This is a genomic window from Aliirhizobium smilacinae, from assembly GCF_006335145.1.
In the GTDB taxonomy this organism is placed as follows: domain Bacteria; phylum Pseudomonadota; class Alphaproteobacteria; order Rhizobiales; family Rhizobiaceae; genus Neorhizobium; species Neorhizobium smilacinae.
Genome location: NZ_VDMN01000005.1, coordinates 124,903 through 148,589, shown reverse-complemented (window position 1 = coordinate 148,589; position 23,687 = coordinate 124,903). Strand labels below are relative to the sequence as shown.

Below are 23,687 nucleotides of genomic sequence, written 5' to 3'. Positions count from 1 at the left end.
TGACTCAGGAAATCACATTATCTAGGTCAGCATAGTTGACTTATTTTCTGTGGGAGATTGAGCATGGAAGCGACGACTAAGGGCTTCGGTCTATATGATCCCACAGAAGAAAAAAGCAGCTGCGGCGTCGGCTTTATAACGCGAAAAAGCGGCGTTCAGACCCATGACGTATTGATAAAGGGACACGAGGCTCTTTGCGCTGTTCCCCATCGCGGTGGCATGTCTGCCGAAGGTGTCGGCGACGGAGCCGGTATTTCCGTGGACCTATCTCTTGGCTTTTTCCGCAAGCTGACCGGACGCCCCGATCTTCAGCCGCGCCGCTTCGGTGTCGGCAATTTCTTCTTACCCGCAGATCCCGCATTCCATGAGGAAGCGGAGCGTGTCGTCGAGGCGGCATTGGCGGAACAGGGATTTGAAATTCTCTCCAAGCGTGACGTGCCGGTATATAATGACGCGATCCGCCCCGCCGCCATCCGTCATCAGCTGACGATCCGCCAATGGGTGTTTGGCTGTCACAGCGAATCCGCCTTGGCGATCGAATTCGATTTCCGCATCCACAAGGCGCTGCTGGCTATCGAGGCACAGGCCTATACGCGTGCCGAACTTGCCGGTCTTTATCCGATATCGCTCAGCGCCCGCACGCAGGTTCTGAAGGGCCGCCTCAACTCCAACGAGGTCATTCCCTATTTCCGCGATCTGGTGGACCCTGATCACACGATCCACACCATGTATTTCCACACGCGGTTTTCCACCAACACGGACCCGCATCCGTCGATGGCCCAGCCGTTCCGGCAGATGGCGCATAATGGCGAGCTGAACACCGACCGAAAGAACCGCCTGTCTGAAGCGGCGATTGCCGCCGCGAAAAACGCTGCGATCATCCGCCCCAAGGGACAGTCGGATAGCTGCCGTCTCGACCAGACGCTGCAGTCCCGCATTCTGGAAGACGGCCTGGATCTGGTGACTGCCGTCGTCTCGATGATGCCGCCGGCATGGGAAAACGACGAGACGCTATCGGCCGAAGTCGTCGCCATGCTCGAATATTTCTCTCTCTACGAGGAGAAGAATGACGGCCCGGCGGCGCTGATCTTCGGCAATGGCGACGTCATCGGCGCAAGGCTGGACCGACTCGGCCTGCGTCCGCTGCGTACTGTCGAGACCGACGAATATCTCTGCGTCATGTCGGAAGCCGGCCAGATCGCCTTCCCGCCGGAAACCGTGCGCCATCGCGGCCGCATCGAAGCCGGTGGCATGCTGGTTTACGACCACGTCGAAAAGCGCAGCTATGCAACTGTCGAAGCTCTCGAAATGCTGGCCGCCCGCAAGCCCTATCGCGATCTTCTGGCCGACGCGCGCGTGCGTCTCGGTGACCTGCCGGAAATCCCGGCAGAAGCTCAGGGCTCGCCGCTGCGTTACAATGGCGATCTGGAGCGCCACCAGCGTTACGTCGCCTATTCCCACAATCAGGAAAGCTTCAAGTTCCTGATGGATCCGATGCTGGCAACCGGCGCGGAAAAGATTTCCGCCATGGGCTACGGTAATGCCATCAACGCCCTGTCGGACCAGGAAGGCGGCGTCGCAAAGTATTTTTCGCAGCGTTTTGCCCAGGTCACCAACCCGCCGCTCGACAGCATTCGCGAAGCCGACGGCATGACGCTGCGCATCGCGCTCGGTGCCAAGCCGAATATCGGCGCAAAGGCGGCACGGCAGATCGTCGTACCCTCGCCCATCCTCACCCATCTCGACATGCTGAAGCTGCGCGAACAAACGGAAACCCCGGTTCGCCGCTTCGAGATGCTCTACACGCCGGTGCTCGATGATACCGAAAGCAATGCACAGGCCCTTGAGGCCAGCATCGGCCGGCTGTGCAGTGCGATCGCTGCTTTCGCCCGCGAAGAGGGCGGCATTGCCGTCATTACCGACCGGCATGTGGCGCGCAACCGTGCAGCCCTGCCGATGATCCTCGTCGTCTCGGCGATCAACCAGAAACTGATCGAGGAAGGCGCGCGTCTGCGCGTTTCGCTGGTGGTTGAAAGCGGCCAGATCTCGTCGTCCCACCACGTCGCAACCGCCTTGGGTTTCGGCGCGTCGGCAGTCTATCCGCTCGGCGTGCAGTTCCGCGCCGAGGAGAAGTTTGCGGCTGAAGCGGATAAAGCTTTCAAGCGCTTCGCCAAGGCGGCCGAAAAGTCACTGATGAAGACCATGGGCAAGGTCGGCCTCTGCACGGCCGAAAGCTATGTCAGCGGCGAATTCTTCGAGCCGAATTTTCTCGATACCAGCGATCCGGTTCTGAAGCGTTATTTCCCCAATGTGAAGACGCCGGTTGGCGGCGTTAACTTCAAGGTCATCGCCCAGGCCGTTGCCGACTGGCACGCCAAGGCACTGACAGTGAAGGGTGAAGACGACATTCCGCTGCTCGGCCTGTTCAAGGAACGCGCCGAAGGTGCCGGCCATTCCTTCGGTACTACGGCCGTGCGCGGTTTCGTCGACATGACGGAGGAAAAGCCCTCCTTCGCCGAGTCGGATGGCGAAGAAGATCCTTTCCTGCGCCTGCTCACCCTCAATCGCCTCGATGACGCCTTCGGCATCGACGACGCGGCCTATACGAATACAAGCTACGATCGGCTGTCTTCAGACGCGATCGACCGCTTTACCATCACGCCAGGCTACCGCGCCTTCGCACGGATGATGACGGAAGAGCGCGCCCGTCGTCCTGCCGCGCTTCGCGATGTTCTGGCCTTCCCGGCAGATATCACCTATGCCACCTCTCCGGACGATTTCCGCAAGGAGATGAAGCGTTTTTCCCGCAAGGGCAATAACAGCTTTCTCGTGCGCGGGCTGACCTGCGAAGCCTTGCCCGACGACCTCTTCCGCCTGACACTGACCGGTCCGCAGGGCGGCGATCTTGCCCGGCTTGCGGCGCTCGGACAGTCGCTTGTCGTTCGTTTCGGCACCGACATTCTCGGCCATTGGCTCGAGGGCGGCGCTCTTGCCATCCATGCGGAAGGTCAGGCACTGGTCTATTTGAAGCATCTCGACACCGCGCCTGCCGGAATCGCACTGGAAGATGTGCAGCCGGCAAGCGAAATCACGCCACTTCTCGCCTCCGGCGCCATGAGCCATGGCGCGCTTGTATCCAGCGCGCACGAAGCGGTCGCCCACGGCGCCAACATGGTCGGAGGCATGTCGAATTCCGGCGAAGGCGGCGAACACATCTCGCGTTACGGCACGATCCGCGCCTCGCGTATCAAGCAATTCGCATCGGGTCGTTTCGGCATCTGGGCAGGCTACCTCGCCGATCCGATGCTGGAAGAGCTGGAAATCAAGATCGGACAAGGCGCCAAGCCCGGCGAAGGCGGCCAGTTGCCGGCCGCCAAGGTGACGGTCGAGATCGCGGCTGCGCGTGGCGGTACGCCGGGTGTCGAACTCGTTTCGCCCCCACCACATCACGATACCTATTCGATCGAGGATCTGGCGCAGCTGATTCATGACTGCAAGGCGGCACGCGTGCGCGTCATCGTCAAGCTGGTCTCATCGGAAGGTATCGGCACGATCGCGGTCGGGGTCGCCAAGGCCGGCGCCGATGTCATCAACGTCGCCGGCAATACCGGCGGCACCGGGGCTGCTGCCGTCACCAGCCTCAAATATACCGGCCGCGCCGCCGAAATCGGCATCGCCGAAGTGCATCAGGCGCTCCGCGCAAACGGCCTGCGCCAGAAGGTTCTTCTGCGTTGCTCGGGCGCGCACCAGACGGCGAGCGACGTGGTCAAGTCGGCGCTTCTCGGCGGCGACAGCTTTGAATTCGGCACGACGGCGCTGATGATGCTGAAATGCGTCATGGCGAAGAACTGCAACATCAAGTGCCCGGCAGGCCTCACCACCAACGCTGAAGTGTTTGACGGCGACCCACGGGCATTGGCGCAATACCTGCTCAACATCGCGCATGAAACACGCGAAATCCTTGCGTCGCTCGGCTTCAGGTCTCTCCGTGAGGCGCGTGGCCGCAGCGATCTTCTTCACCTCCTCGATCATCCGTCCAGCGTCGGACAGCTTGACCTCCGTGCGATGCTGCAGGTGGTCGAGGAGGTGAAGATCACCGATCCGGTCTATATGGAAAAGGATTACGCGGTCGATGATGCCTTCATCGACATGGTGCGCTCGGCGCTGATCGATGGCGGCCTGCCGGTGGTGGAGCTTGGCGGCAACCAGCATCTCAACAACTGCAACAAGAGCGTCGGCGGACAGTTGGCGGTCGATATCGAGCGAATGCTGAACCACGAACTGACCGAGGACGAGACCCGTCACCTTCCGGCCGTGCGGCAGGACAAGCGCGGCCGCCGTTTCCTCGACGCAGGCTCTGTGAAGATCGCAACATCCGGCTCGGCCGGCCAGTCCTACGGCGCGTTCTGCAATGACGGCATGATGCTGACCCATACCGGCACCTGCAATGACGGCGTGGCCAAGAGCGCCAATGGCGGCACGATTTCCGTCCGCTCACCGGGCGGCGGCTCGCATGAAGCGGGCGGTAACGTGCTGATCGGCAATTTCGCCCTGTTCGGTGCGACCGGCGGCCGGCTCTTCGTCGAAGGCCAGGCGGGCGACCGGTTTGCCGTGCGCAATTCCGGATCCACCGCCGTCGTCGAAGGGGTCGGCGATTTCTGCTGCGAATACATGACCAACGGTGCCGTGCTCAATCTCGGCGCATTCGGCAAGGGTGTCGGCAACGGCATGAGCGGCGGCTTCTTCTATCAGTACGATCCCTATCGCGACCTGCCGAAGAAGATGAGCCATGACTCGATCCTGATCGGTTCGATCGCCGATCCGACCGATCCGTATGTGGCTTTCCATGCGGATGCGATCCGGATGATGCTGGAATGGCATGTAGAAGCCACCGGATCGGAAAAGGCGCGATGGCTGCTCGAAAACTTCGAGAGCGAGCGGTCGAATTTCGTCTACTGCCTGCCGCGCGCGCTGCTGCTCTATCAGGACAGCGATGCCATCCTGAAGGCGAAGAGCCGCAAGGATCTGATCGAGGAACTGTCGACGGCGCTGGCCGGCCATCAGGTTCGCAAGTTCAAGCTCGCCTATCGCGACCGCAAGCCGATCCTCAACGGCAAGGCTCCGGGCCACGGCGAGACGGATACGCAGGACATGTTCACGCTGCTGAACAATTACACGGTTCTGTCGATGGCCCAGTCGCTCGCTATGGCCCGCGTGCCGAACGCGCTCGGACCATCCGAACCGGCGGTGGAAAAGGCGGTGCGCAACCTGATCCTGACGGAGGATTTTGCGCTGATGCAGAAGCTCTCGCGTTATGCCCGAGAGGCGATTGCCGATTACGACGATCAGGATCTTGCTGTTCTCGTCTCCGAAAAGCGCCTGTCGGACTATCGCCAGGCGCTTGCCGGCCGCAACACGCTGTCGATCGACAGCCCTGGCACCTACGGCTGGATTATCCAGCAGACGCAAAGCAACCGCGACCGGATCGGCCGCATCCCGAGCTTTGAGGAACTGTTTGCAGCCAAGGCTGTCGGCAGCCTTGCAACGGTCAGATCGTGAGACCCGGATGATGATGATCCCACATATTCCCGAGGAAGCGCCCTTCAACAGCGACCAGCGCGCCTGGCTTTCCGGCTTCATGGCCGGGCTGAATTCGCGCCTTATCGCCGGTGAGAGCATTGCCAGCGCCCCTGCCGCCGACGCTGCGCAGACGATTCACATCCTCTACGGCACCCAGACCGGCAATGCCGAAAATCTGGCAATGGATGCCGCGGCTTCCGCCAAAAGCCTTGGCATGGCGCCGGAGGTGCGCGGCCTCGACGATATCGAGATGGACGCACTCGATGCCATGCGCCATGTGGTAATCGTCACCTCCACCTATGGCGAGGGCGAGATGCCGGACAATGCCCAGCTTTTCTGGGAGGCCTTGTCTGCCGATACCGCGCCGCGCCTCGAGGGCATGAAGTTTGCCGTGCTTGCACTCGGCGATACCGGCTATGACGGCTTCTGCCAGGCGGGCAAGCTGATCGATACGCGCCTCGAGCAGCTCGGCGCCACGCGCATCGCGACCCGTCTCGATTGCGATATTGATTTCGAAGATGCCGCAGCCGCATGGCTCGGCGAAACCCTGCCGCTTGCCGCCGAAAAGCCCGTCGCGGCTGCCACCACCACCGTGGCGCCAAACCTGTCGCGCGAAGCAACCGGCTGGAGCCGCAAGAACCCCTATTCCTCGACAATGGCGGTGAACCGCTGCCTGTCCGGTCCGGCCTCATCCAAGGAAATCCGTCACTTCGAATTCGATCTTGCAGACAGCGGTCTTATCTACGAGGCGGGCGACGCACTCGGCGTCATGCCGGTCAACGATCCGGCATTGGTCGATCTGCTGATCGCGAGGCTCAGCGCTTCGACTGAAACAGAAGTCAGTGGTGGCTCACTCGGCGCGCTGCTCTCGACCCAGTACGAAATCTCGACGCCTTCACGCGACCTGATTGCCGAAGTCGAACGCCGCGCCGACCACGAGGAACTCACCCATGTCGTCCGCAAAGGCGACAAGGAGGCACTCGACGCGTTCCTCTGGAGCAAGGACACACTCGACCTGATCTCGCTCATTCCCGAAGGCAGCCTGAATGCCGGCGACTTCATCAGCCTTCTGAAGCCGCTGCAGCACCGCGCCTATTCGATCTCGTCCAGCCCGAAAGAGGCAGAGGGTCGCGTCCATCTCACCGTTGCAAGCGTCCGCTACCACGCCGCCAACCGTGATCGCGGCGGCGTGTGCTCGACCTATATGGCGGATCGGGTTGCCGAGGGTGCCTCCGCAGGCATCTTCGTCTCGCCGAACAAGGCTTTTCGCGTACCGGGAAATGACGATGCGCCGATGATCATGGTCGGTCCCGGCACCGGCATCGCGCCCTTCCGTGCCTTCCTGCAGGAACGCCGCGCTAGCGGCGCAAAGGGCCGCAACTGGCTGTTCTTCGGTGACCAGCGCCGTGACAGCGATTTCATCTACGAAGACGAGCTTTCCACCATGAGCCGAGACGGCCTGCTCACCCGCCTCGACCTCGCCTTCTCGCGCGATCAGGATGCCAAGATCTACGTTCAGACCCGGATGAAGGAAAACGGCAAGGCGCTGTTTTCCTGGCTGGAGGACGGCGCATCCTTCTATGTCTGCGGCGATGCCAGCCGCATGGCGCGCGATGTCGATACCGCACTCGGCGAGATCATCGTCGAACATGGCGGCATGACGCCGGAAAAGGCGGCCGATTATCTGGCAGGCCTGAAGCGAGACAAGCGATATCTGCGGGATGTCTATTGACGTACCACCCGGACAAATGTTTGTGCGAGATTGAAACTTAACGGGCGCGGCCACGCGGGTGCCGCATTTCCGGCTCGCCGCATATGAAGCGGCAGCGAATATCTTGTCATGCTACCGGTGAAGCAGAAACCCGCCTTGACCGAAGACATCAATCGCTCGCCGATGCAACGATCTCGATGACGAAATAAGACTCCGGAGTTTCAATTCTCAGCTCGCCGCACTCCGTTGCATTTTCGAGGATCATAGCGTCGAGCGAGTTAAGCTCGACCTGCGCGACCTTCGCATTTCCCGTCACAATGACGATCACCCACGCCACCTCCGAAGGGAACCCGATCTCGCCAGCCTGCGCGAACCGCGTCACCCGGTGCGAAAAATGCCCGCGCCGGGTCATGACATTGAGATCGGTAATCGGCCCCGCCTGAAGCACGGCTTCGGTCTTCGCATCGCCTCGAAACGAAAATGGCGGCGACTTGGGGCCGAGCAATATCGGCGCCAAACCTTCAACCGAAAGCATCATGCCCTCGCCAGTCAAAATGCTGAGCGTCCGGTCAATGCATTCGAAAATGGAGAATGGGCCATCGGAGACCACGGGCGCCATGCTGACGCGCCAGTCGAACGTATCGACGGTTGCGCCATCGGGAAAGACGGCAATCTCGACCGTCTCTCCCTTGCCGTTTTTCCACGGCATGCGCTTGTGATCGGCTGCGCGAAGAATGCGCATCGGCTCAGTTTCCGAGGATGCCGGGCAGACGAAGCCCCTTTTCGGTCGCGCATTCCACTGCGATCTCATAACCTGCATCCGCATGGCGCATGACGCCGGTTGCCGGGTCGTTCCACAACACGCGCTCCAGACGGCGATCGGCGTCTTCCGAGCCGTCGGCGCAGATCACCATGCCGGAATGCTGCGAATACCCCATGCCGACCCCGCCGCCGTGATGCAGAGACACCCATGTCGCGCCCGATGCGGTGTTGAGCAGCGCGTTCAGGAGCGGCCAGTCGGACACGGCATCCGATCCATCCTTCATCGCTTCCGTCTCGCGGTTGGGCGAGGCGACGGAGCCTGAATCGAGATGGTCGCGGCCGATGACGATTGGAGCGGAAAGCTCGCCGTTGCGCACCATTTCGTTGAAGGCAAGACCGAGCTTGTGGCGGTCACCAAGGCCAACCCAGCAAATACGGGCCGGCAGGCCCTGGAAGGCAATGCGCTCGCGCGCCATGTCCAGCCAGTTATGCAGGTGTTTGTTGTCAGGCAGCAGCTCCTTCACCTTGGCATCGGTCTTGTAGATATCCTCTGGATCGCCGGAAAGGGTGGCCCAGCGGAACGGGCCGATGCCGCGGCAAAAGAGCGGGCGGATATAGGCCGGGACAAAACCCGGAAAGGCAAAGGCATTTTCCAGGCCCTCATCCTTGGCGACCTGACGGATGTTGTTGCCGTAATCGAGTGTCGGCACGCCGGCATCCCAAAAGGCGACCATGGCTTCGACATGGGCTTTCATCGAAGCGCGGGCAGCGACTTCAACCGACTTCGGATCGCTCTCGCGCTTGGCCTTGGCTTCCTCGACTGTCCACCCGATCGGCAGATAGCCGTTGCGCGGATCATGCGCCGAGGTCTGGTCGGTGACGATGTCTGGGCGCGGGCCGCCGGCCTGCATGCGCTTGACCAGTTCCGGAAAGATTTCGGCGGCATTGCCGAGCAGACCGACGGATTTGGCTTCGCCCTTAGCAGTCCATTCTTCGATCAGGGCCAATGCTTCGTCCAGCGTCTTTGCCTTGGCGTCTACGTAACGGGTGCGCAGGCGGAAATCGATGCGGGTTTCGTCGCATTCGACGGCAAGGCAGCAGGCCCCGGCCATGACCGCTGCGAGTGGCTGGGCGCCGCCCATGCCGCCGAGGCCGCCGGTCAATATCCACTTGCCTTTAAGGCTGCCGTCATAATGCTGGCGGCCGGCCTCGACGAAGGTTTCGTACGTGCCCTGCACGATGCCCTGCGTGCCAATATAGATCCACGAACCGGCAGTCATCTGGCCGTACATGGCCAGTCCCTTCTTATCCAGCTCGTTGAAATGGTCCCAAGTCGCCCAATGCGGCACGAGGTTGGAATTGGCGATCAGCACACGAGGCGCATCCTTGTGGGTGCGGAATACGCCGACCGGCTTGCCGGATTGGACGAGCAGCGTCTCTTCCTCGGTCAATGTCTTGAGCGTTGCAACAATCTTGTCGAAATCGTCCCAGGTGCGGGCAGCACGGCCGATGCCGCCATAGACGACCAATTCATGCGGGTTTTCCGCCACGTCGGGATCGAGATTGTTCATCAGCATGCGCAGCGGCGCTTCGGTCATCCAGCTTTTGGCGTTGAGTTCGTTTCCCCGGGGGGAGCGGACATCGCGGATATTGTGGCGCGGATTGGTCATTGCTTCTGTTCCCGTTGTTCTTTTGTGATCAGATGTCCAGCACCGGCAGGATGCCGGGCGAAATGGCAGCCGCGAGCGCTCCTGAAGCAATCAGCCCCGATGCGGCGGCAAGATCCGGCGCCATATAGCGATCATCTTCGAGCGACGACACGGAAGCGCGGAGCACGCCTGCGGCTTTTTCCAGCTCCGGGCTGGTCTTCAACGGACCGCGCAATTCAACGCCCTGCACGGCGGCAAGTGCCTCAATGCCGAGAATGCCGAACAGGTTTTCCGTCATGACCAGCAGGCGACGCGCGCCGTGGCAGGCCATCGACACATGGTCTTCCTGATTGGCGGAGGTTGGCGTCGAATCCACGGATGCCGGGTGCGACATCTGCTTGTTTTCGCTCATCAGCGCCGCCGAGGTCACTTCTGCAATCATCAGACCGGAATTCAGCCCCGGCTTTTTCGACAGGAAGGCCGGCAGTCCGTAGGAGAGGGCCGGATCGACCAGCAGAGCGATGCGGCGCTGCGCGATCGCACCAATCTCGCAGATCGCGAGCGCTGTCTGGTCGGCGGCAAAGGCGACGGGTTCCGCGTGGAAATTTCCGCCCGAGACAACCGAATTATCCGAGAGCACCAATGGATTGTCTGTCACGGCATTGGCTTCGATTTCCAGCGTGCGCGCCACCTGGCGCAAGATATCAAGGCAGGCGCCATCGACCTGCGGCTGGCAGCGGATGCAATAGGGATCCTGAACACGCTCGTCGCCTTCGATATGGCTGGCGCGGATTTCCGAGCCTTCGAGCAGGTTGCGCAGTGCAGCGCCGGCATCGATCTGCCCCTTGTGGCCACGCAACGTATGGATATCCGGATGAAAGGGCGCCGATGAGCCCATCGCGGCATCCGTTGACAGCGCACCGGTGACAAGCGCCGTCTGGGCGGCGCGATGGGCGCGAAAAAGGCCGGCCAGCGCCAGCGCGGTCGAAGTCTGGGTGCCGTTGATCAGCGCCAGTCCTTCCTTGGCGGCCAGCACGACGGGTGTCAGTCCGGCCTTGGCCAGGGCATCGGCCGAACCCAGTCGCTCACCGCCGAAAAAGGCTTCGCCCTCGCCCATCATCGCGGCGGCCATATGGGCAAGCGGAGCAAGATCTCCGGAGGCGCCGACAGAGCCTTTTTCGGGAATGACCGGGATGACGCCCTTTTCGAGCATTCCCTCGATCAGCCGTATCAGTTCCAGCCGAACGCCCGAAGCGCCCCGGCCGAGCGAGATCAGCTTCAAAGCCATGATCAGGCGCACGACATTTTCCGGCAAAGGCGCACCGATGCCGCAGCAATGGGAAAGGATGAGATTGCGCTGCAGGGTGGCAAGATCGGCACTGTCGATCTTGATCGAGGCGAGTTTGCCGAAACCTGTGTTGATGCCGTAGACCGGCGCGTTGCCGGCAGCGATTTCGGCGATACGGCGGGCGGCTTTCTCGATGCCCGCATCGAAGGAACGACCGAGAACAGCGGCCTCGTTGTTCCAGTAGATATTGGCAAGATCGGCAAGCGGGACGCTGCCCGGATGAAGTGTGATCGTCATGCGGTTACCTGCTGGCCCCTATGATTTGGCCCTTGAATATACGGGAATGGAGAGGGTTGAAGCCAATGCGGTAAACGAGCTCCGCAGGGCGTTGGATGTTCCAGATGGCAAAGTCGGCGGACTTGCCGACTTCAAGCGTGCCGGTTTCACCAATCAGACCGAGTGCTCGTGCCGCCTCGCGGGTCGCACCGGCAATGCATTCGTCAACCGTCAGACGGAACAGGGTAGCCGACATATTCATTGTCAAGAGCAGAGACGTCAGCGGCGAGGTGCCGGGATTGCAGTCGGTGGCGATCGCTATTCTCACACCGGCATCGCGCAGCGCCTGGATCGGCGGTTTCTGCTTTTCGTTGATGGCGTAAAAGGCGCCGGGCAGGATGACGGCAACCGTACCGGCCTTAGCCATGGCAGCCGCACCCTCGGCATCGAGATATTCCAGATGATCGGCAGACAGGGCGTCATAGGACGCTGCCAATTTTGCGCCGCCAAGGTTCGACAATTGTTCGGCATGAAGCTTTACAGGGATATCAAGCGATTTGGCATGGTCGAAGACGCGCCGCATCTCATCGACCGAAAAAGCGATGCCCTCGCAAAAACCATCGACGGCATCGATCAGGCCGTCCGCATGGGCCTTGTCCATGCCCGGCAGCACGATATCCGCAATGTAATCGCCGTTGCGGCCCTTGTACTCGACAGGCGTTGCATGGGCCGCGAGATAGGAAGTTACGACGCGGACCGGCCGGACCTTTGCCAGCGCGCGCGCAGCGCGCAGCATGTTGAGTTCGCCTTCAATCGAAAGCCCGTAACCGGATTTGATCTCGAGCGTCGAAACACCTTCGGCAAGCAGCGCATCGACGCGAGGCAGGGCCGCCTCCACCAACCCGTCGACGGACAGTGCGTTGGTGGACTTAACGGAGGAAACGATGCCGCCGCCCGCACGCGTCACTTCTTCATAGGTAGCGCCTTCGAGCCGCATCTCGAATTCCATCGCCCGATCGCCACCGAAGACGATATGCGTGTGGCAATCGATCAGGCCCGGCGTAATCCAGCGACCCTCGCAATCGACCACTAAGGCATCGCGCCTCAAATCCGGAGGAAGATCCGCTTCCGCGCCGACGAAGACGATCACCCCATCCCTCGCCGCAATCGCACCGATTTCGACCGTGCCAAGACCCTCAGAGCCTTCGACAAGAGTCGCCAAGCGCGCATTTGTCCACACGGTTACGCCCGTCCGAGATTCGGAATGAATGGAGAAAACATCACCCAAGTTTTCGTTCCCGCACATGGATTGCGCCTTTCATTATGGAGAAACATGTATATACATAATAACCATCTTGGCAAGCACGTTCTTTCGCTCAAAACTGCATCCGGGATCAGGCCATTTAACGACGGATCGGGAATCATGATCAATTCGGCTGCCTCGACGCTCCATGCCGCATCGGCTCTCCTGCCCCAAGGATGGGCTTCCAATGTGCGCCTGACGGTCGTTGGCGGGGCCATCTCCAGCGTCGACATCGGAGTAACGGCTGAAGCCGGCGATGAGCGTCATTCGGTCCTCGTCCCGGCCATGAGTAATCTTCACAGCCACGCTTTCCAGCGCGCCATGTCGGGCCTAGCCGAACTCCGCGGGCCGACGGATGATAGTTTCTGGAGTTGGCGCGTGCTGATGTATCGTTTCGCCTTGCAGATGACGCCGGAACAGATCGAGGCGGTCGCGGCGCAGCTCTATATGGAAATGCTCGAAGCCGGTTTTTGCCGGGTGGGTGAATTCCACTATCTGCATCACGATCGTGATGGTTCGCTCTATGCCAACATTGCCGAACATGCCGAACGGATTGGCGCGGCGAGCGCGGAAACAGGCATCGGCCTAACGCTGCTGCCGGTCTTCTATGCGCATTCCGGCTTCGGCGGACAACCACCGATCGATGGCCAGCGCCGCTTCATCAATTCGGTCGAGAGCTTTTCCCGGCTGATGGATGCCTGCCGGAAGATGCGAGCCTCGCTGCCCGGCATGCAGCTAGGCATCGCACCGCACAGCCTGCGTGCCGCGACACCCGACGAACTGACCGCCATCCTCCCGCTTGCCGAAGGCGGTCCGGTGCATATTCATGTCGCCGAGCAGACAAAAGAAGTAGACGACTGCATCGCCTGGTCCGGCGCCCGCCCGGTCGAGTGGTTGCTGGACAATACCACTGTCGATGATCGCTGGTGCCTGATCCATGCCACGCACCTGACGGAGAAGGAAGTGGCGGACATGGCGGCCACCGGCGCGATCGCAGGCCTCTGCCCGATCACCGAAGCCAATCTCGGTGACGGCACTTTCGCCGCTGCCGAATTTCTTGCGAAACGCGGCCGTTTCGGCGTCGGATCGGATTCCAACGTGCAGATTTCACTGGCGGACGAATTGCGCCAGCTCGAATATTCGCAGCGCCTCGCCCATCGTGCTCGCAATGTCATTGCCGAGCCGAATGGCTCGACCGGACGCCGTCTTTTCGACGCAGCCATTGAAGGCGGTGCGGCCGCACTAGCCACGAGGGCTGGGATTGCCGAGGGCGCAGCTGCCGATGTCATTGCCCTGGATATCACCAATGCCTCCTATCTCGCAGAAGACAATCTGCTCGATAACTGGATTTTCGGTGGCGATGTCGCAGTAGATACCGTCTGGGCTGCAGGTAAGAAGCAGGTGACGAATGGACGCCACATTGCCCGAAACCAGATTCGCACACGCTTTGCAGCGACCATGCAGACCTTACTTCGCGGTTGAGCCCCGATTGACGGGGCGAACCTGCAGTATAGACGTGCGTCGACGCCGCCCCGAACGGAGACCATCAGCATTTCCACGAACCTGACGCTTCACCGCAAAATCCTGGCGGATATCGAGGAAAAGATTGTTTCCGGCACATGGCCACCCGGTCACCGGATCCCCTTCGAGGTGGACCTTGCCGCATATTACGATGTCTCCCGGATGACGGTGAACAAGGTCATGGGGCAGTTGGCGCAGTCGGGCCTGATCGAACGTCGCAAGAAAGGCGGAAGCTTCGTCGCCCACCCCAAGGCACAATCTGCCGTATTGGAAATTCACGATATTGCCGACGAGGTACGCTCGCTCAACGTCGACTATTCCTATCAGCGGCTGTCAATCACGCGCCGCAAGGCAATCGGTGAAGAGCTGGCGTGGTTCCCCGGCGATACGCCTGGCGACGTACTCTTTTTGACCTGCCTACATCTTGCTGCTGGCGAGCCCTTTTGCCTTGAAGAACGTGCTATCAATCTTGTGACCGTACCGGCAGCAATTGAAGCCGATTTCATCTCGGCAGCGCCCGGCCCCTGGCTCTCTTCGCAAATTCCCTGGATCACGGCCCAGCACCGCATACAGGCCGTGCCTGCGGACCGTAAGGAGCACAAGATCCTCAAGCTGACCCCGAAGGATGCCTGCCTCGTCATCGAGCGCCGCACCTGGAACGCGTCGGGCGCAGTGACCTGGGTTCGGATGACCTACCCGGGCAACCGCCACGTCGTGACGGCGGATTTTCGACCCGCATCAGCCTGATCAGCTTGTGGGGGCAGATGTATGCAACCGGCGACGGCACTTTCATCACCGATAAAGCGAAAGTTCCAGAAATTTTGGCAGTGCAGCAAAGAAACTTCCGGGCTTGGCGTTAAAATAGAATAGCAAATCCATAGAAGTTTGCCGCAAGTGGATAGGTTGATGGTCATCGAACAACGGCGAGACCGGACCCATGACGCACTATCGGACACTTATTGCTTTCAGCCTCGGGCTTTTGGCGACGACGACATTTGCAACGGCCGGCCTTGCCGCAGATGCCCCCGCCAAGGGTGGCACGCTCGTCTATCTCGAGCAGCAGGCCCATACCAACCTTTACCCGCCGGCCGGCGGCTTTTATCCGAATGGCGGCGTCCTCAACCAGATCACCGACAAGCTGACCTACCAGAACCCGAAGACGCTGGAGATCGAACCATGGCTGGCAACGTCCTGGACGGTCAACGACAATGCCACCGAATACACGTTCAAGCTGCGCCCCGGCGTCACCTTCTCCGACGGAACGCCGGTCGATGCGGCAACAGTGGCGAAAAACTTCGACACGTTCGGCCTCGGCAACAAGCCGCTGAAACAGCCGGTGTCCGAAGTGGTCAACAATTACGACCACAGCGAGGTCATCGATCCGCTGACGGTGAAGTTTTATTTCAAGAAACCCTCGCCCGGTTTCCTGCAGGGCACATCCGTCATCGGCTCCGGCATCGTCTCGCTTTCGACGCTGGCCCTGCCCTTCGAACAGCTTGGCGATGCGACGAAGATCATCGGATCCGGCCCCTTCGTGGTGAAGGCCGAGACGATCGGCAAGTCGCTCGATCTGACGGTCCGCGAGGACTATAACTGGGGACCGGCCAAGCTCGAACATCAGGGCCGCGCCTATCTCGACGGGATCAACTATATCGTCACCGCCGAAGACAGCGTGCGCATCGGCGCGCTTCTCGCCGGCCAGGCGGACTTCATCCGCCAGATCCAGGCCTATGACGAAGGTCAGGTGGAAGCCCAGAGCTTTACCATCTACGCACCCGGCACGCGCGGCGTGAACAACTCGATCGTCTTCCGCCCGGACAATCCGCTGGTGTCCGACATCAAGGTGCGCAAGGCGCTGTCGCTTGCGGTCAATCGCGATGAGATCCTGTCGACGATCTTCTCGAAGAACTATCCGAAGGCCACCTCGATCATCGCATCGACAGCGATCGGCTATGTGGCGCAGGAAGACAAGCTCGGTTACGACCCGGAAAAGGCCGAAGCCCTGCTCGACGAAGCCGGCTTCAAGCTCGGGGCAGACGGCATCCGCGCCAAGGACGGCCAGAAGCTCGTGCTGACCTCGTATGAATCGCTGCCGCAGCCGCAGAGCCGTGCGGTGCTGCAGCTGATCGCACAGCAATGGTCGAAGCTGGGCGTCAAGCTCAACGTGCTGGCCGGCGATGCCGGCAGCAAGGTGATCGACGAGCTTGACCCGCTGAAGACCCCGGTTGCCGTCGCCATGGTCGGCCGCGCCGATCCCGATGTGGTCAAGAGCCAGTATTATCCGACCAACCGTAACCTGCTTTTGCAGAAGGGCGGCGTCAGCGACAAGGTCAAGACCTTCTCCGACGACAGGCTGAATGCCATTCTCGACGAGATCGCCTCGCAGCCGGACCGCGAAAAGCGGCTGAAGGCCGTGGCGGATGCGCAGGCCTACGTTCTCGATCAGGCCTATGCCGTTCCGATCTTCGAGGAACCGCAGGCCTTTGCCGGCGCCCCTTACGTCAAGGGCGTCGCCTTCGAAGCCGTCGGCCGCCCCGCATTCTACAGCACATGGCTCGATAAGTAACAGAGCTCGACAAGTAACAGAACTCCAAACCAACAGGCCTCCCAAGCCGAAGGGATGGCAGTCCACGGGCTGCCATCCGACCTTCTTTTCTTGCCGGTACGGTCTCCCTCGCGTGATCTTTTCACCCGTATCGTCTTCGGCATCCTCCATTCGTTGCGGGTGCAACCGCTTTAACCGGCCATGTCGCCGGCGATCCCCAATCCTTCGATCTGACGAGGAAAAATCATGACCCATCCAGTGCTTGGGGTAGACCACAGCTATCTGCTGGTCGATGACCTCGATGCCAGCGCCGAACGTTACCGCCGCCTCGGCTTCACCCTCTCGCCCCGCGGACTTCATAGCCCGCAGAAGGGAACGGGCAATTACACCATCATCTTCCAGAATGATTATCTTGAACTTCTCGGGGTCGTCGCCGAGACCGAACTCAACGCCGCCCAACGCAAGACGCTCGCCACCTATGGCGAAGGTTTGCATGCGATCGCCAATCGCACCGCGAACGCAGATGCAGCAAAGCCTGCTCTTGCAGAACTCGGAATCGGTACGGGAGAAGTCAGCGCATTTTCACGGCCGCTCCCCCTACCTGGTGGCGGCGAGGGCATTACCAGCTTCAGAACACTGGGGTTCGATCCGAATGATGTTCCGCTGGGACACTTTTTCCTTTGCCAGCACGAAACGCGCGACATGGTTTGGCGACCGGAGCTGCAGGACCATGCCAATGGCGCGGTCAGTCTCGGCGGCATAATCGGCGTCAGTGATGATCCGCGCAGAACGGCTGAAACCTATGCGAGGTTTTATGCTGCTGGCCGCATCGAGGAAGCGCAGGGTGGTTTCCGTGTAGAAACCGGTGAAGGTTCGGCGCCCCTCTTCTTCTTCGATCCTGCAGCGATAACGGCTCTTTATCCCGGACTCGATATCGGCAAGACACCCTCTAACGGTTTTGCCGTGCTTCGTGTTCGCGTGAGGGATACGGAACGGACAGCCAGTGTTCTTTCCGGTCAGGGCATACCGTTCATAAAGACATCCACCGGAAGCATTGCTGTCGCTCCGGCTGACGCCAGCGGAGCGGTTGTCGAATTCATCTGAGATACATCGGGTGCCGCGGTCATCCCGGCACCCAATCGACCTCTGGCCTGGCAGGGAAAAGAATTACCTTCGTGGCATCTACGGGCATAAAAGCCGGAAGATTTTCAATCAGGCGGCAGGCCCCGGTTCGACAACCAGCTTGCAGCACCCCTCATCACCCGGCCTCCAGGTTTCGCCCTTGAACACGAACCCTGCTGCCTTGAAGAGACCACCATCGATCGCACCTCCGGCCTTGCACAGCAATTCGAGGTCGTCATCCGATCTCCCCATTGCCTGCCATGCTTCCTTCAAGGGACAGCGATGGAACTTGATCTCCAGGCGCTCGTCGTCGCATTGGCGAACGTCCGGCTGGAACAGGATATCGCCCGCCGGAATATTGCCGAGAAAACGTTCCTTCAAGGCAATCAGCCTGTCCGGGCCAAGATCGGCGAATTGCCCACCGGCGATAACGCCCATGCGGCGCGTCGCTTCGGATAGAAGCTCCACAGCCCTCTGCGGTCCGAAGGCGTCACGCAGAACGTCAAATATATTGGCATAGGCTGCGGCACGCATGTTGAAGGCCGCCTGCAGCCATTCGATCGGCACCATGCGGCCGGTTTCATTATTTTCAGTCATCACGTGGATCGTCTTCCTGTCTTAATGATAGGCGGGCTCGAGCCTGTCCTTCACGCGGTACCAGCCGAGCACCGTTGGCGCGACAAGCTTTGCAACCGGATGAAAGGGAATGGGGAGGACCGGCGTAATAGGAACGGCCAGATCCTGCTGGCCAACACCTTCGATCGCATCGGCAAAAACCTTGCCGAGCGAGGTTGCCAGGGCCACGCCGCGCCCGTTACAGGCCGCCCAGGTCCAGAGGCCGGGCGCGGGGTTATAGAATTGCGGCATCCGGTCAGCGGTCATGCCTATGCGACCGTTCCAGACGAAATCGAATTTCGGCACGCCCATCTGCGGAAAGATCCTGGCCAATCGTATGCCTATCCGCTGTTTCAGGCGTTCGGCACCGTTGAATGGAAACATCAGCGCACCACCTGTCACAAGGCGGCCACGGGCATCCCAGCGAAAGAACCGCAGGTCCCCGTGTGTGTCCGACAGGGCCTGCCGCCCTGGCAGCACGCTGGCGCGGACGGCGTCCGGCTGCGGCTCAGTGGCCATTTGCCAGGACAGAATGGGCACAAGCGAGTGCGCAATCTTCGGCGCCAACCGGCTTTCAAACCAATCCGTGTACCCGTTCGAGGCAAGTATGATCTGGTCGGAGATGACGCGGCCTTCCGGTGTCGAAACGACCCAGCCCGCCGGTGTTTTCTCGATCGATCGGACCGGCGTGTTTTCATGAAGCGTTGCCCCTGCCGCGACCATGCGGTCGGCAAGCCCCTTGGCAAAGGCCAGAGGATTGATATGGCCGCCGCTGGAGTTGAGCATGCCGCCATACCAGTCTCGCGAGCCGACGAGATCGGCAGTTTCTGCTGCGTCGAGCAGGCGTACCGGTGCACCACGGCGCGACCAGGCCTCGACGCGATTTGCCGACAGGCGAACGCGTCCGGACGAGTGTGCCGGCTGGAACCAACCGCTCTGGACAGACTCGCAGTCGATGTCATGCCGGCGCACAAGATCGAAAAGATAGGATGCGCTATCGCAGACGAGCTGGGCGAAACGCTCTCCCGCCTCGCCGTGGCATTTGGCGATAGTATCGGGCTCTGCACCAGTCATTGTTGGAATGACCTGGCCGTTATTGCGGCCGGACGCTCCCCAGCCTGCTTGGGCAGCTTCGAGGACAACAACCTTGTGCCCACGCTCCGCGAGGTGAAGGCCGGCGGAAAGACCGGTAAAGCCGGCGCCGATTATGGCGACTTCAACCCTCACCTCGTCAACAAGGCTGGAGGCTGGGCGTCTCGGTCGCGTGACCGCATTCCACAACGAGGGAGGAAAATCGGGCGATGTAATATCGTTCATAAAAAATAATCCAGAATATCGATGCCGTTAGTCGCACGGAGATATCCATGCGGCTTTTGGAGATGAAAAATACGGCAGGCCCGTCAGTGCAACCCGCAACGATAGTACTATTGATCTCGTGACTCCGTTGCGAGCCGACCCTTTGTGAGGCCGGCCCGATGGGTTACCAGGTTGCATCCATCCCGAGCTTTTCGAACGCTTGGTGGCGGAGTTCCGCGAGATAAGGATCGCCGCGTCGCCGCGGATAAGGGCGGTCGTTGATGATCTCGGTGATGATCCCCGCCGGACGATCGCTCAGGATGATGATGCGCTGTGCAAGAAACAGCGCCTCTTCGATATCGTGCGTGACCAGAAGCGTCGTAAAGCCTCGTTTCTCCCAGAGATCCACGATCTCGGTCTGCATCGAGATACGTGTCAGCGAATCGAGTTTTCCGAGCGGTTCGTCGAGAATGAGGATGCTAGGATCGTTTACCAATGCGCGCGCAAGTGCGGCGCGTTGCGCCATGCCGCCGGACAATTGCCGCGGATAGGCATTGCCGAAGCCTTCTAGGCCGACGAGCCTGATCGCATCATCGACCGTCGATCTTCGTTCTTTGAGCAGCCCGCGCGCTTCCAGACCGAGTGAAACGTTTTTCCAGACTGTTCGCCACGGATAAAGCGTCGGGTCCTGAAAGACCACGATGCGTGACGGGTCCGGTCGTTCCACCGGCTCGCCATCGACCAGAATGCGACCCTCCAACGGGAGTTCGAGGCCGGCGACGAGACGCAGCAACGTTGATTTCCCGCATCCGCTGGGCCCCAGGAACGCCACGAATTCGCCCGGCTTGATGTCGAGATCGATGCCGGTCAGAACCGGCAGCGCCTGGCCGTCGAGATCGAAGGCATGGCTGAGCTCATTGATCTGTATGCGGGCACCCGGCCCTTTGACCGCTCCGGCAGGCACTCGCTGATGAAGAGCTACCATTTGACGACTCCCTTCTGCCACGCAAGCAGGCGGTCACGGACGGCAAAGAGAAGCGTGATAAGCCCCGAGAAGATGATCGCCATGACGATGAGCGCGCCGTACATGTTGGAATAGGCTGCCCATCCCTGCGCCCACTGAAGATACCAGCCAAGCCCCGATTTGACGCCCATCATTTCCGCTGCGACGAGTACGGAAAACGAGGCACCAAGCCCCATGAAGAGGCCGACGAAGACATGCGGGAGGGCGGCCGGTATCGCCACCTTGAAAATCAGGAAACGCTCGTCGGCCCCGAGTGTGCGCGCGACATCGTAATAGGCCTTGTCCACCCCTGCGACACCGGACCATGTCAGCACTGTTACGGGGAACCATGTGGCCAGTGCGATCAGGAACACAGCTGCCGAGAAACTTGTTGGAAAAAAGAAGAATGCCATCGGCAGAAGCGCCGTCGATGGTATGGGGCCTAGAAAGCGAAGGATCGGGTGTACCCAGTATCCGAGCGACCGGGACCAGCCGATGGACACACCGGTGACGAATCCCCAAGCGGCACCGAAACCGAAGCCGAAAGCCAGAAGCCGAAGGGAATTTACGAGACTGTCGCCAAGACGCGGCCAATCATCGGCATAGACCTCGACAAGGGCGGAAGGTGGGGCAAAGAACGGAACGGGTAGAAGGACAAATTTTGCGGTACTGAGTTCCCAGCTGATGAAAAAGATGCCGAGCACCGTCAGCCAAGGCCACCAGCCCAGAGAGCGCGTCCTCAAAGCGGAGGAAAATACACTTGCGACAGCGAGCAACGCGAGTGCCAGGGCCCACACGGCAAAGCCGATCGAGGTCTGTCTCCCATAGATCGCGTCGCCAAATCCGACAGGCTGATCAGGTACCCCTAACGAGATTACGGCAAGGGCAATCCAGACGAGGACGGCAGCGGCAACCCAGACCGGATGCCGCAGCCAGGAGGCTTCGCCGGGCTTTGCCAAAACCTCGCGAGACCTGATGGAAGGTTTCCCCGAGGAGACCTTGGCGAAAAGCGAGACCTTGTGGTCCGGAACGTTGCGGGCAAGAATATCAGATGAGGACATCGGGCACGATCTTCTTGGCAAAGGCTTCCGCGTCGGTGTTCTGGCGGATGACGTTGATGGTCTTGAGCTTGTTGGTGAAGAAAGCCACATCCCGGCGTAATGCCTCTCCGGTAGAGTGGTGCCCATGCGTATGGCTGCGCAGGATCGTCGCCAGCGTGGCCGCCGGTACGTTTGCAGGCACGAAGGGCGCAAAAATCTCCGCCGCTTCATCCGGATTAGCAGCAGTCCAGGCCTGAGCATCGACGATAGCCCGGGTTATCGCCGAGGCTACATCCGGCTGGTCACGGACCAGACTGCCTCGAAGGCCAAGAACGCAGCAGGTGGATGCGGCATAGGGACCTTCCAGATTATTGGCGATTTCCGTCAGCTTTTCCCGTTCGCGAATGAGATAGAGATGTGGATCATCCCCAGCCAAGGCGTCGACCTCGCCCTTCTTGAGCGCCTCGCCGAAAAGATCCTGAGGATATTGAAGCCATTCGACTTCCTTGTCGGGGTCTATCCCGATCTCCGCAAGGCGGATGGCGAAGAAGTTCCGCACCGGGCTGGCTGCGTCGGTAACCGCCACCTTCTTGCCCCGCAGGTCCTCGATCTTCGATATATTCGCACCCGGCGCCGCCAGAAGACGCATGCAGCCGCCATGGGTCCCGACGGTCAGGGCGACATCGAAGCCCTGTTCCAGCGGCTTCAACCACCGGAGTGCCATGCCGATGCCGCCATCGGCGTGGCCGGTCGCAATGGCTTGCAGCAGTTGGTCTGTCGGGCCGGAGAAATTGATCGGCTCGACCGTGAGATTGTACTGCTCGAAGAAACCACGCTTGAGCGCCACCGAGATCGGCGATTGGCAGACTGCGGTCTGACCCCAGGCAAGCTTGACGACGGCATGTTCCTTGAGCGCATTGACCTGCCCAATGGCTGGCTTGCCGAGAATGCCGATCGGGTCAAGTGCTCCGAACGCACCGATACCGACTGCTGCACCGGTTATCTGCAGCAGCTTTCTGCGGCTGGACGGAAATTCGCTGAAATTAGAAGACATTATATACCTCTCGTAAAATTCCTGCAGAATGACAGGCGTTAAGCAGCATCCGCTGCTTTAGAAGCAGGCAGCTGATGGTCGACACGACCGGTGACGTTCGTTGCGCGCTTGAGAAGATTGAGGATCGGGCAGGCTTTTTCGACAGCTTCCGCGACACGGGCGATCTCTTCCGGGCTAGCGTCCGAGATCAGCGAGACTGTGTAGTCGAAATCATGCGGATAGATCGGGATGTCCTCATGACCATCCGAGCCGCCTCGTGGGTCGATCTTGGCCGACACTTCCGCATGTAATTCTTCCAGCGCTATTTGCTGGTCGGCCGCCTGGATCAGCCAGGTATGCGTCAGGCAACTCGAAAGCGCCCCAACCAGAAGTTCGGGAGAGGATGGGCCAAGATTGTAACCTGCGAAATCCGGCGGGCTATCGGAGACAACCTGGAAATCTCGAATCCGTATACGACGGACGCCGCTACGCCCTTCCGCACTGGCGCTTGCTTTCAAGGTCGCGACACCGAGTTCGCCCGACTTGATGCGCACCCGCCTTTGCAGAAGTGCTGCCCGTTTTTGAGCCAAATATTCCTTCAATGCCGACATACGCTTCATCCCCTGTTTGACGATAACCGGCTGCTGCCAAAGTGCCGGCCACCGGACGAGAGGAGATTACTGCCGTCAGATTCCTGTAGTATACAAAAATTATGTACTATTGCCGCGCATTCACGGGAACGAAGTTGCAACCTTCGGCTGAAAGGAGGAAATTCCAACTCAAGTCAGAGAGCTGTTGACGAATGCCAGAAGTGTCAGAGCAATCAGAAAGGCGGATTTGGGGATAGTGGGAGCCTGACAATCCAAATCGACAGCGTGTCACGGTCAGTAGCTCTTCCCACCCATCGATACGACCACCTCATCAATTTGCCACTCGTCAGCAA

The 23,687-nt window shown here is 60.3% G+C and carries 16 protein-coding genes; 6 read left to right on the top strand and 10 right to left on the bottom strand.

The window, feature by feature from the left end; all coding sequences use genetic code 11:
* The first annotated feature begins 63 nt into the window (after positions 1-63).
* Positions 64-5,559, top strand: a complete 5,496-nt coding sequence (locus FHP24_RS20625; protein ID WP_139678116.1) for a glutamate synthase-related protein — start codon at positions 64-66, stop codon at positions 5,557-5,559.
* Between the two features lie 7 nt (positions 5,560-5,566).
* The gene (locus tag FHP24_RS20620; RefSeq protein WP_210237849.1) at positions 5,567-7,312 is read left to right on the top strand and encodes a sulfite reductase subunit alpha; all 1,746 of its coding nucleotides are present in this window, start codon (positions 5,567-5,569) and stop codon (positions 7,310-7,312) included.
* 148 nt (positions 7,313-7,460) lie between these two features.
* Here the strand turns inward: FHP24_RS20620 and FHP24_RS20615 are convergent, their stop codons facing one another.
* Genes FHP24_RS20615 through hutI form a run of 4 tightly spaced genes read right to left on the bottom strand, consistent with a single transcriptional unit; the run spans position 7,461 to position 12,572 of the window.
* Entirely contained in the window at positions 7,461-8,033 is a 573-nt protein-coding gene (locus FHP24_RS20615; protein WP_139678115.1) for a HutD/Ves family protein, read from the bottom strand.
* 4 nt (positions 8,034-8,037) lie between these two features.
* The gene (gene hutU / locus FHP24_RS20610; protein ID WP_139678114.1) at positions 8,038-9,723 is read right to left on the bottom strand and encodes a urocanate hydratase; all 1,686 of its coding nucleotides are present in this window, start codon (positions 9,721-9,723) and stop codon (positions 8,038-8,040) included.
* Between the two features lie 28 nt (positions 9,724-9,751).
* The gene (gene hutH, locus FHP24_RS20605) at positions 9,752-11,287 is read right to left on the bottom strand and encodes a histidine ammonia-lyase (protein ID WP_139678113.1); all 1,536 of its coding nucleotides are present in this window, start codon (positions 11,285-11,287) and stop codon (positions 9,752-9,754) included.
* 4 nt (positions 11,288-11,291) lie between these two features.
* Entirely contained in the window at positions 11,292-12,572 is a 1,281-nt protein-coding gene (hutI, locus tag FHP24_RS20600; RefSeq protein WP_139678112.1) for an imidazolonepropionase, read from the bottom strand.
* A gap of 117 nt (positions 12,573-12,689) precedes the next feature.
* On the opposite strand from hutI, the gene FHP24_RS20595 reads away from it, so the two are divergent.
* From FHP24_RS20595 to FHP24_RS20580, 4 genes are all read left to right on the top strand, one after another.
* Positions 12,690-14,051 carry a formimidoylglutamate deiminase gene (locus tag FHP24_RS20595; RefSeq protein WP_139678111.1) on the top strand — a complete coding sequence of 454 codons (1,362 nt, stop codon included), beginning with the start codon at positions 12,690-12,692 and terminating at the stop codon, positions 14,049-14,051.
* Between the two features lie 63 nt (positions 14,052-14,114).
* Positions 14,115-14,837, top strand: a complete 723-nt coding sequence (hutC, locus tag FHP24_RS20590) for a histidine utilization repressor (protein WP_139678110.1) — start codon at positions 14,115-14,117, stop codon at positions 14,835-14,837.
* Positions 14,838-15,027: 190 nt separating this feature from the next.
* Positions 15,028-16,656, top strand: coding sequence for a TIGR04028 family ABC transporter substrate-binding protein (locus FHP24_RS20585; RefSeq protein WP_139678109.1), 1,629 nt, complete (start codon positions 15,028-15,030; stop codon positions 16,654-16,656).
* 225 nt (positions 16,657-16,881) lie between these two features.
* Positions 16,882-17,739 (top strand): VOC family protein, encoded by an 858-nt coding sequence (locus FHP24_RS20580; protein WP_139678108.1) that lies wholly within the window; start codon positions 16,882-16,884, stop codon positions 17,737-17,739.
* Between the two features lie 108 nt (positions 17,740-17,847).
* On the opposite strand, the gene FHP24_RS20575 is transcribed toward FHP24_RS20580, so the two are convergent.
* The 6 genes from FHP24_RS20575 to FHP24_RS20550 all read right to left on the bottom strand — a co-directional run bounded on the left by FHP24_RS20575 (position 17,848) and on the right by FHP24_RS20550 (position 23,355).
* Positions 17,848-18,354, bottom strand: coding sequence for an L-2-amino-thiazoline-4-carboxylic acid hydrolase (locus FHP24_RS20575; protein ID WP_139678107.1), 507 nt, complete (start codon positions 18,352-18,354; stop codon positions 17,848-17,850).
* A 21-nt stretch (positions 18,355-18,375) separates the two neighbouring features.
* Positions 18,376-19,689, bottom strand: a complete 1,314-nt coding sequence (locus tag FHP24_RS20570; protein ID WP_139678106.1) for an NAD(P)/FAD-dependent oxidoreductase — start codon at positions 19,687-19,689, stop codon at positions 18,376-18,378.
* Between the two features lie 163 nt (positions 19,690-19,852).
* A complete protein-coding gene (locus tag FHP24_RS20565) occupies positions 19,853-20,653 on the bottom strand; it encodes an ABC transporter ATP-binding protein (protein WP_139678105.1) in 801 nt (266 codons plus the stop codon).
* Complete coding sequence (locus tag FHP24_RS20560; protein WP_139678104.1) at positions 20,647-21,732, bottom strand: ABC transporter permease; 1,086 nt, start codon at positions 21,730-21,732, stop codon at positions 20,647-20,649. Before FHP24_RS20560 ends, FHP24_RS20565 begins: the two co-directional genes overlap by 7 nt.
* A complete protein-coding gene (locus FHP24_RS20555) occupies positions 21,719-22,765 on the bottom strand; it encodes an ABC transporter substrate-binding protein (protein WP_139678103.1) in 1,047 nt (348 codons plus the stop codon). Before FHP24_RS20555 ends, FHP24_RS20560 begins: the two co-directional genes overlap by 14 nt.
* 38 nt (positions 22,766-22,803) lie before the next feature.
* Positions 22,804-23,355 (bottom strand): OsmC family protein, encoded by a 552-nt coding sequence (locus tag FHP24_RS20550; RefSeq protein ID WP_139678102.1) that lies wholly within the window; start codon positions 23,353-23,355, stop codon positions 22,804-22,806.
* Between the last annotated feature and the right edge of the window lie 332 nt (positions 23,356-23,687).

Bases quoted from the DNA above. Each gene is read 5' to 3' on its own strand.
- FHP24_RS20625 (WP_139678116.1), top strand. From the start codon at position 64: ATGGAAGCGACGACTAAGGGCTTCGGTCTATATGATCCCACAGAAGAA.
- FHP24_RS20620 (WP_210237849.1), top strand. From the start codon at position 5,567: ATGATGATGATCCCACATATTCCCGAGGAAGCGCCCTTCAACAGCGAC.
- FHP24_RS20615 (WP_139678115.1), bottom strand. From the start codon at position 8,033: ATGCGCATTCTTCGCGCAGCCGATCACAAGCGCATGCCGTGGAAAAAC.
- hutU (WP_139678114.1), bottom strand. From the start codon at position 9,723: ATGACCAATCCGCGCCACAATATCCGCGATGTCCGCTCCCCCCGGGGA.
- hutH (WP_139678113.1), bottom strand. From the start codon at position 11,287: ATGACGATCACACTTCATCCGGGCAGCGTCCCGCTTGCCGATCTTGCC.
- hutI (WP_139678112.1), bottom strand. From the start codon at position 12,572: ATGTGCGGGAACGAAAACTTGGGTGATGTTTTCTCCATTCATTCCGAA.
- FHP24_RS20595 (WP_139678111.1), top strand. From the start codon at position 12,690: ATGATCAATTCGGCTGCCTCGACGCTCCATGCCGCATCGGCTCTCCTG.
- FHP24_RS20585 (WP_139678109.1), top strand. From the start codon at position 15,028: ATGACGCACTATCGGACACTTATTGCTTTCAGCCTCGGGCTTTTGGCG.
- FHP24_RS20580 (WP_139678108.1), top strand. From the start codon at position 16,882: ATGACCCATCCAGTGCTTGGGGTAGACCACAGCTATCTGCTGGTCGAT.
- FHP24_RS20575 (WP_139678107.1), bottom strand. From the start codon at position 18,354: ATGACTGAAAATAATGAAACCGGCCGCATGGTGCCGATCGAATGGCTG.
- FHP24_RS20570 (WP_139678106.1), bottom strand. From the start codon at position 19,689: ATGAACGATATTACATCGCCCGATTTTCCTCCCTCGTTGTGGAATGCG.
- FHP24_RS20565 (WP_139678105.1), bottom strand. From the start codon at position 20,653: ATGGTAGCTCTTCATCAGCGAGTGCCTGCCGGAGCGGTCAAAGGGCCG.
- FHP24_RS20560 (WP_139678104.1), bottom strand. From the start codon at position 21,732: ATGTCCTCATCTGATATTCTTGCCCGCAACGTTCCGGACCACAAGGTC.
- FHP24_RS20555 (WP_139678103.1), bottom strand. From the start codon at position 22,765: ATGTCTTCTAATTTCAGCGAATTTCCGTCCAGCCGCAGAAAGCTGCTG.
- FHP24_RS20550 (WP_139678102.1), bottom strand. From the start codon at position 23,355: ATGTCGGCATTGAAGGAATATTTGGCTCAAAAACGGGCAGCACTTCTG.